Source organism: Streptomyces cirratus, from assembly GCF_014650775.1.
Taxonomy (GTDB): Bacteria; Actinomycetota; Actinomycetes; order Streptomycetales; family Streptomycetaceae; genus Streptomyces; species Streptomyces cirratus.
Genome location: NZ_BMVP01000036.1, coordinates 1 through 8484 on the forward strand (window position 1 = coordinate 1; position 8484 = coordinate 8484).

General features: G+C 67.9%; 9 protein-coding genes and 3 pseudogenes. 6 read left to right on the forward strand and 6 right to left on the reverse strand.

Features of this window, described 5'->3' with window-relative positions; all coding sequences use genetic code 11:
* The coding region (locus IE207_RS32690) for a transposase (protein WP_190187963.1) at positions 1-303 on the reverse strand (303 nt) is incomplete at its 3' end.
* Positions 304-837: 534 nt separating this feature from the next.
* Here IE207_RS32690 and IE207_RS32695 point away from each other — a divergent pair.
* The 3 genes and pseudogenes from IE207_RS32695 to IE207_RS32700 form a co-directional block, all read left to right on the forward strand.
* Positions 838-1305, forward strand: a complete 468-nt coding sequence (locus IE207_RS32695) for a lactococcin 972 family bacteriocin (RefSeq protein ID WP_268250225.1) — start codon at positions 838-840, stop codon at positions 1303-1305.
* Between the two features lie 160 nt (positions 1306-1465).
* Positions 1466-2083, forward strand: a complete 618-nt coding sequence (locus IE207_RS34300; protein ID WP_373304816.1) for a DUF6518 family protein — start codon at positions 1466-1468, stop codon at positions 2081-2083.
* A gap of 398 nt (positions 2084-2481) precedes the next feature.
* A pseudogene (locus tag IE207_RS32700) lies at positions 2482-2874 on the forward strand (ATP-binding protein); the annotation flags it as partial.
* Between the two features lie 54 nt (positions 2875-2928).
* Here IE207_RS32700 and IE207_RS32705 read toward each other — a convergent pair.
* Positions 2929-3303, reverse strand: a complete 375-nt coding sequence (locus IE207_RS32705; RefSeq protein WP_190187968.1) for a hypothetical protein — start codon at positions 3301-3303, stop codon at positions 2929-2931.
* 36 nt (positions 3304-3339) lie between these two features.
* Positions 3340-4086, reverse strand: coding sequence for a site-specific integrase (locus IE207_RS33695; protein ID WP_229874295.1), 747 nt, complete (start codon positions 4084-4086; stop codon positions 3340-3342).
* Between the two features lie 1064 nt (positions 4087-5150).
* Between IE207_RS33695 and IE207_RS32715 the strand changes: the two genes are divergently transcribed.
* A complete protein-coding gene (locus tag IE207_RS32715; protein ID WP_190187965.1) occupies positions 5151-5768 on the forward strand; it encodes a PadR family transcriptional regulator in 618 nt (205 codons plus the stop codon).
* A complete protein-coding gene (locus tag IE207_RS32720; RefSeq protein WP_190187966.1) occupies positions 5761-7314 on the forward strand; it encodes an FAD-dependent monooxygenase in 1554 nt (517 codons plus the stop codon). The genes IE207_RS32715 and IE207_RS32720 overlap by 8 nt, the downstream gene beginning before the upstream one ends.
* A gap of 6 nt (positions 7315-7320) precedes the next feature.
* Here IE207_RS32720 and IE207_RS32725 read toward each other — a convergent pair.
* Positions 7321-7553, reverse strand: a pseudogene (locus IE207_RS32725) (transposase); the annotation flags it as partial.
* A 305-nt stretch (positions 7554-7858) separates the two neighbouring features.
* Between IE207_RS32725 and IE207_RS32730 the strand changes: the two are divergent.
* A pseudogene (locus IE207_RS32730) lies at positions 7859-8002 on the forward strand (IS701 family transposase); the annotation flags it as partial.
* Positions 8003-8108: 106 nt separating this feature from the next.
* Here the strand turns inward: IE207_RS32730 and IE207_RS32735 are convergent.
* The gene (locus IE207_RS32735) at positions 8109-8309 is read right to left on the reverse strand and encodes an acyl-CoA carboxylase subunit epsilon (protein ID WP_190187967.1); all 201 of its coding nucleotides are present in this window, start codon (positions 8307-8309) and stop codon (positions 8109-8111) included.
* 22 nt (positions 8310-8331) lie between these two features.
* Positions 8332-8484 (reverse strand): carboxyl transferase domain-containing protein (locus tag IE207_RS32740; protein WP_190186907.1); only part of this gene is annotated, 153 nt, incomplete at its 5' end.

Below are 8484 nucleotides of genomic sequence, written 5' to 3' on the forward strand. Positions count from 1 at the left end.
CCCTTTTTCGCGCGGATGTGGGAGCCGTCCACGCAGGCCCTGGACCAGTCGAGGCGGCCGGCCGTTCAGCTCGGCGAGCAGGATCCGGTGCAGCTGGTCGAAGACTCCGGCCTGTTGCCACCGCTCCAGGCGCCGCCAGCAGGTCTGTCCCGAGCCGAATCCAAGCTCAGGCGGTGGGAGTTGCCAGGCGATGTCGTTGCAGAGGACGTACAGGATGCCTTGCAGACACAGACGGTCAGCTACCGGCCGCGGCCCTGGCGACCTCTCGGCCAGCGCGGCAGCAAAGGCTCGATCAGTGCCCACAAGTCGTCGTCCACGATCCACGGCCGAGTGCTCACGCACTCACGAACGGCCGAATCATCACACTGGTTACACCCGACCAGGACATCTCAACAAGATCCGTTTACGAGCTCTTGGCGTGGGCTATTGGCTCGATGTTGTTGCAGGTGACGAGATACACGGAGCGCGTTGGCCGTTTTCGGCCACATCGCTCAGTTCCGCCTAGCGGGTAATCGCTGACCCTTGGGCGGTGTGCACGGCGCGTCGGCCGAGATCGACCCATCGTTCATGAACTCAACGCCCGGCGAGCTGGTCTCATTCGAGCCAGTCGATAATCGGCCATGGTAGCTGAAATAATTAATTGCATGGAAGGTCGCATACCCTTCCTGCTATGGCAGGACTCTATTCGCCAACGCCTATGCAGAATGCCTGAATTCGGGTGGGTGCCTGTCTCAAAGATGACTTCTCGGCGAGATCGGCATGTACGCAAGATGTTCCCGTCAACTCAAGCGACAGCGCGAGGAGACAATTCGTGACCACTAGTAGACGGGGAATGAATTGAAGAAGCCCGGGAAGATCACTCTGGCCGCAGTCTCCATTTTGACTGCCGCTGGAGCTCTCGTCTCTGCCGGACCCGCCACTGCGGCTACCCCGGCAGCCCCGCAGTTCCAGGTGTTTACGGCGGCCGAGGGAGCCACCCCTCCGGCCGCGCTCATCGGCCCGCACGGTGAGAAGCCGACCAAGTGGGGTGTGGCCTCTTTCAACGTGTCGACGGCCCCCAAGTCGGGTATCGCTGGGATAGCCGCCCAAAGTGTCGGCGGCGGCACCTGGAACTATGGCACCACGGCCCAGTGGAATGGCAAGAGGTGCTACTCGAACTACATCCACCCGACCAAGAAGCACTCGGCCAGCGTGGCGTTCGCGGGCGGGGTCGACAAGGACATCAGCGAAGCTGACATCTGGGCCACGGCGGGCATCACCGCCGGCGCAGCGTACACGTGCAACGCCTACTGGGGCCTCTACTAAGCTCCATAGCGTCGCACTTTCGCCTTCTCCGAAGGTCTGGCCAACCGTACCTTTTGCGGGATGGCCAGGCCTTCGGGTCTTTCATTGGCGGCCTAGCGGTGTGAGCAGGGACCCGGTATGGTTGCGCGCACCCTTCGTCCGATGTATCGAGGTCCCGCCCGTGCGTTCTTTTTTATCGGCTGTCGCGCTAACCCTCGTTGGTGGTGTGATCGTCGGAATCTCCGGCCCCACTTTGGAATCCACTGGTGGGCATGCGAGTCATGCGGCAAGTGTCACGCTCGTAGCAGGCTGGATATACGCCCTAGTGGCATTCGTTTCCGGGCTACTGGCTAACTCGAAAAGACGCGCGGCCGTAATGGGGTTCGCGTCCCTTGTGGTTACCGTCTTTGCCTACTATGTGACGAAGGCAATGCAAGGCGACTTCAGGCAGCCCGATTTCAGCCGCCCGAGTTCAGGAGCCCTGAGTTTTGCATGGGGCGATTTTCTTTCCATGCTCGCCTTGTGGTGTGTGTTCGCCTTGCTTCTGGGGCCTATCTGCGGGCTCGCGGGGCACTGTGCCCGTACAGGGCCCTTCCGCCTTCCCAGCCAGCTGCTTGTGCCAGTCGTGGTGATCTGCGAGACCACCATGCGTCTCTCCGCCGAAGCGGATAGGCAGGAAGGGTTGGTAGGTACCACCTGGAGTGTGACCCGCGGGCTAGCCATAGCGGTGTTCTTGGTTCTCATTGGCATCGCCGCCGTGAGCACCTGGCGCCGGCGAACTACCCAAGCCCAGACCTGACAGGCTGCTGCGAAGTCGCTGTGACGAGGCCCGCTCCCGAGCAGAGCGGGCCTCCCGTGCCATGCGCTACGGACCTGAGTCAGAGATTCGTCGTTGGTTTGGTGTGAGTCGTCGTGGACCGAAGATCCCGCCGTTGTCGGTGACCGATGCCCAGCGGGCTGTGCTTGGTGGGTGGGTGCGTCGTCGCTCGACCGCGCAGGCTTTGGCATTGCGCTCCCGGATCGTGCTCGAGTCCGCGGAGGGACATTCGATCGCGGAGGTATCGCGCCGTCTTGGGATCGCCCCCGAGACGGTCGAACCTGGCGGCGCCGGTTCCTCGACCGAGGTCTGGAAGGCATGCACGACGAGCCCCGGCCCGGTGTCCCGCGGAAGATCACCGACGCTGATGTCGAGCGGCCTTCGACTTCGAGGCGAACCCGAGCATCGACGCGGCCACCATCCACACCCTCGCCAGCTGCGAGTGGATCAAGAAGAGTCAGCCGCTCTGCCTGATCGGCGACTCCGGGACGGGCAAGTCGCACATGCTGATCGCGCTGGGGACCGAGGCGGCGATGGCCGGCTACCGGGTCAAGTACGTGCTGGCGACGAAGCTGGTGAATGAGCTGGTCGAGGCCGCCGATGAGAAGCAGCTCTCCAAGACGATCGCCCGCTACGGCCGCGTCGACCTGCTCTGCATCGACGAACTCGGCTACATGGAACTCGACCGCCGCGGCGCCGAACTCCTCTTCCAGGTTCTGACCGAATGCGAAGAGAAGAACAGCGTCGCCATCGCCTCCAACGAGTCGTTCGGCAAAGCGCACATGTTCCAGCGAACCCGTGCCAGGTGCTGCCGAAACTTCACGGGTTCAAGCGGATGGAGAGATGGTTGCGGTCACCGCGACGGGTATCAGCGCGATCAGCTGTTGAGACCAGCAGTCCGATTGCTGGGTGCCGATCTCGGCTCCGCAGGCATCGCAGACGAGGTTGGGACCGTCCAGGCCGTCGAGTCCGCAGCATCCATTGAGGCGCCCACGGTCAGGGTGTCTGGCTACTCCCGAGGCATCGTCGGGGTTGAGGACGAGCACACCGTTGTGAGGGCTGACTGCATAGGACTCGCGCGGCATCAGCGATGGCAGGAACCTGTGTCCCGCGGCATCCTCCGTGACAGGCGGCGGCATCGCTACCTCCCGGAGGTCAGGGCTGATTTGTTGCTGACAGTTCGTGCAGGAGAAGACGGTCATGCCCGTAATTCTGTCCGGCCTTGGGACGGTCTCTCGTCATTTCCTGCTGGTCTCCGAGGCAGGAAGGCGCCCCTCGTCGACGTGGTCGCCGAGATAGATCATTGTGGCCTGCGGGTCCATGCCGAACGCGGCGGCGACGAGCTTGGGATCCATGGTGTTCACAAGGTCGACGAGACGGGTGCTGCGGATCATGCGGGGCGGGAACCCGCAGTCGTCAAGGACGTGGGAAAGGTAGGCAGTTGAGGCCGGGCTCCGCCCGGCCTTCGTTCCTTTGGTGACCATCACGTGAGGGTTGTCGGTCCTCCAGCCATCGCGATGGGCCAGGCATCGCTGCAGTGTCATCCAGGAGGCCGGATCCAGTGGAATGGGATGGGGCCGCTTGCCGAGGCGGACCACCTGGGCCTGGTGATCCACGTCGGTGATCCGCAGCAGTCGGACCTCCAAGCTGGAGGCTCCGTGCAGCAGGGCAAGGGTGCCCACCAGGGCCTCGTGCGGGTGCACGTGCTCGTCAGTGACCCAGCGGCGGAAGAGCTTGCGTTGTTCGTCGAGGGTGAGCGTCCTGCCGCGGAAGTTGTTCGGCTCCTTCGCGGTCAGGGTCCGGGTCGGATCGATCAGCACGACGTGCTGGGTGCGGGCGAAGCGGAAAAACTGCCGCAGCACGATCAGCCGGCGCTTGCGGGCCTTGGGCAAGGTGGCCGGGAAGGCTTCGATGTCGTGCACGCCCACCAGGGCCCAGTCGTCCTTCCCGCGGTGGGTCACGAGGAAGAGCGCGAGGTCACGCATGGTGGCCAGGGCGGTTTCGAGGGTGTGATCGCTGCGAGGCCGGGTGCCGGCCCGGCGGGCCCGGTCCTGGGCTCGCATCCGAGAGGCGTCGAAGGCAACGACGGACTGCTGCAGCGGCTCGGGAACTGCATCGAGACGGCGCTTTTCGCCGGTCGGCGGCGAGCCGTTCGGCCTGGTCGGTGGGCAGGGCCAGGCCGCGGAGGGTGAAGAAGTCTTCGAGCGAGCGGGCGAAGGAGCCCATCGACCGTCCGGGCCTGCGGGAACGCTCCAGCAGGGCCGGGGCGAGTTTGAGTGCTCGTCCTCCAGGAGACGGCCCAGGTCGGTGACGAAGCCGCAGGCCCTGGAGACGCAGTGGCGGGCCGCGACGTGGGCGACGAAAGCGGCCAGCCACTCCGGGGGGTCGGTCAGCCGGTCGTGGAGGTGCTCGCCACGGAGGAATGGACGGCTTGGGCGCTTTTGCCAGTCCTACTTGACGGCGCGGGCCACAAGCAGCGGCTGGAAGAAGCCCGTCTCCCGTGGCATCCGGCACTGAGGGTCGACAAACCCGGCCTCGGCTGCGAGGCCGGCCAGCCGGTCCCGGCCGAGTGCCCAGTAGGTGGTCCGGCGCACCTGGACGCGCCATTCTCCGCGTGCCGGGAGTTGGAAGTGCTCCAAGTCGTAGTGCTCGCCGTCGTCATGCCAGTGCCAGAGCTGGAAGGTGATGGTTCGCTCTCCGCCGTCGACTGGTTGTCGCCGATCTGCCAGCGCAGGTGAAGGCCGAACGTGTCGTGCTTGCCGTCGGCGCGGTGCTTGATATCCGCGCGGAGATCGGATGGCTCTGCCTGGGTGTTGCTCATCGAGTCTGGATTGTCGTTCCGGCCCCGGCCCCACCAACACCAATCCACGCGGCTGAACGGGACCTGTCGCGAAGTCGCTGTGTGAACCTGCGGTCGCAACTGAAAGCGGCGGAGTGACACCCAGGGGGTCGCCGACGGGGAAGCCACTTGCTTGCACTCGACATCCTGCCCGTATGGTTGGATCCGAGTAATCGCTACCAAGTAATCATGTCGGAATACTGGAGCTCCATGCGTACCCCTGAACCCCCCGCCGCCCATGAGCCTCCGAAGCGCCCCGCCAATGCCCTCGCCCTCGCCGTACTCGGGTTGCTGCTGGAGCAGCCGATGCATCCCCACGCCATGGCAAGTACGCTCCGCGGGCGCGGCATGGAGCGCGCGTTCAAGCTGACGACCGGATCGCTCTACGACACCGTCCGCGCGCTCAGCCGGGACGGGTGGATCGAGGCCGACAGCACCGAGCAGGTCGGCAACCGTCCGGCCCGCACCGTCTACCGCCACACCCCCGCCGGGCGGGACGGCTTCACCGACTGGCTCGACGAGCTGATCCGAGAGCCCTCACCCGACTACCCGCGGTTTCTCTCCGCCGTCGGGTACCTCGGCGCGCTGGGCCGCGTCCGCGCGGCTGGGGCGCTGCGGGAGCGGGCCGCCGCGCTGCGGGAGCGGATCGCGCAGGACGCCGAGAGCTACCGCGCGGCCCGCGAGGATCACAACGCGCCGCGCCTGTTCGTCATCGAGGCCGAGTACGCCGCGGCCATGGCGCAGGCCGAGCTGGCCTGGGTCGAGCGCATCGCTGACGAGATCGAGCGCGGAACGCTGACGTGGCCGGAGGGGACGACCGATGAGTGACACCGCATCGAAGGACGAGGTCGTCGACGTCCTGATAGCCGGTGCCGGGCCCGCCGGGCTGGCGCTCGCCGGGGAGTTGGGGCGCGCCGGGGTCCGGGCACTGGTCCTCGAGCGGGAGCCCGAACCGCCGGGCTTCTGCCGCGGGTTCAACCTCAACGCCCGGAGCCTGGAGCTGCTCGACCGCCGTGGCCTGGCCGCCGGCTTCCTCGCCGAGGGACCGACCGTGCAGACGACGATGTTCGTCGGTGCATCCCGCCTCGACCTCACCGCCATGCGCGCCAAACACCCCTACGCCCTCGGCATCCCTCAGACCCGCGTGGAGGAGTTGCTCGCCGAGTGGGCCGTGGGATCAGGCGCGCGGGTCGCCCGCAGCCGGCGCCTCACCGGGCTGCGGCAGGAGGGTGACGGCGTGACGGTCGAGGTGGACGGCCCGGGCGGACCGTCAACCGTCCGCTGCCGATGGCTGGTCGGCTGCGACGGGGGCCGCAGCACGGTGCGGAAGGCGGCCGGGATCGGCTTTCCGGGGACGCGCGCGCGGAACTTCACCCTGCTCGGGGACGTGGTGCTCGCCGACCCGTCGGCTGTCTCGTTCGGCCCCAATGCGGGGCCCGGCGGCCCCTCGGTGTTCGCGATCCCGCGCCCCGGCTACGTCCGTCTCCTCACCGCTGACCCGGCACCACCCGCCGACCCGCACGAGCCGGTGCCGCTCGACTTCTTCCAACGCGCGATCGATACCGCGTTGGGACACCGGGTCGAGATCGCCGAGGCGCGGTGGCTGACCCGGTTCGGCGACGCGGCGCGGCTCGCCGAGCGATTCCGGGCAGGCCGGGTCCTGCTCGCCGGGGACGCCGCGCACATCCACCCCCCGGCCGGCGCTATCGGCGTCAACGCGGCTATCGACGACGCCGTGAACCTGGGCTGGAAGCTCGCCCTGGTGGCGCGGGGGCAGGCGCCGGACACGCTGCTGGACACCTACGACGACGAGCGCCACGCGGCCGGCAAGCGCCTACTCCGCAACACCCGCGCGCAGGCGGTGCTCGCCCCGGCGAACGGGGACGACGACCGCCTGGCACCCGTCCGCGATCTGCTCGCAGAGCTGGCCGAGTCCCGGGACACGGCCGGGCCGTTGGCCGAGGCGATCACCGGTATCGGCACCCAGTACCCCGCCTCCGGAGACGCCGCACACCCGTGGGCGGGACGGATGGTGCCCGACATCCCGCTGGGCCCGGACAGCGAGGACAGCCTTACAGCGCTGCTCACCCGGTCGAACGGCGGCGCGCTGCTGCTCGACGGCGCGGCGGGCGCGGACGCCCTCTCCGCCACCGCCCGGCCATGGACCAACCGGGTCACCACCGCCCATACCCATCCGCACGCCCTGGAGCGCGCCCGCGCGATCCTCGTCCGCCCGGACGGGCACGCAGCGTGGATCGACGCACCGTCAACACCTGTAGACGCGGCCGCGGAGGAGCTGCGCAAGAACCTGACGGACTGGTTCGGGCACCCGGCGACCCTCGCTGACGGTGCCGCGAGGACTGGCCACCTCTGAGCGCTAGACCTCGGCCACGTGAGAGGAGATCCCGCCGTGGGTCAGGCCCTTCGCGGACAGTGAGAGGACCATCTCGTCGACGCCGGTCAGCCAGCCCTGGCGCTTCTTGACAATCTGCGGCTCGAACGAGCCCTCCCCGGTCCGCGGGACTCGATCTCGACCGGCCCGACGTCCGTGACGACGGTCTTGGAGCGTTTGCCGTTCCGGGAGTTCTCGCCGTTCTTCCCGGCCGGATCGTGTGGAGGCACTGGCGCGGCGAACGGTCCCCCGTACGGGCGGCTCGACGGGCACCCGCCTCCGGACGGCCGGAGGATCAGTGCGAGGACACGCGACGGGAGCCGATCAAGGATGCCGAACACCGCCGGTCGCTCGAAGAGGGCGCGCATCGTCCTGTCAAGTGTGCTGCTCCTCGCCGGGGTCGTCTCGACTGGGTGCAGCGGCGAGGCCCGCGACGCCGGGCAGGGACCTGGAGCAGGGCCCCGCCCCCAGGCGGCGCGCTCCGGCAGGGTCACCGTCGTCTACGAGGCCCAAACGGGCCCCCGGGGCCAGGGCCGGGGCGCTGGTCCGCCGGGCAATCGAGGAGAGCATCCCGTTCGGGTGAGTGACCGCGGACGCCGGCTCCGGCTACTCCAAGAGCCGGCGGACCGAGCTGGAGCGGGCGGACGTCTTCCACGTCATGGCCACCACCACTGGCGCCGTCGACGACAGCACCAAGCCCGCACCAGCCACTGCCAACGGCGCGGCCACACACCACCCGAAGCTGCCCAACCATCAGGAAAAGCACCGTTGTAGTACTAGCGCCAGCTGTGCGGGGCCTGGAAGCCGGGGCTGCGCTCCAGGCGGCGCCAGCGGGCCTGGGAGCCGATGCGGTGCACCGGGGCGGCCGCGGGGGTGGCGGCGGCGCGGGCGAGGAGGATCGCGGTGATCGCGGCCAGCTCCTCGGGCTCGGCGTGGCCCTTTTCGACCTTGAGCAGCGTGTCTGCGGTGACGCTCATGGGTGGCAGGTCTCCTTCGCTTCTACTGAGGCGGGTTGCCGTGCTTGCGGGACGGCAGATCGGCGTGCTTGGTGCGGAGCATCGCGAGGGCGCTGATGAGGACTTCGCGGGTCTCGGCCGGGTCGATGACGTCGTCCACGAGGCCGCGCTCGGCCGCGTAGTACGGGTGCATCAG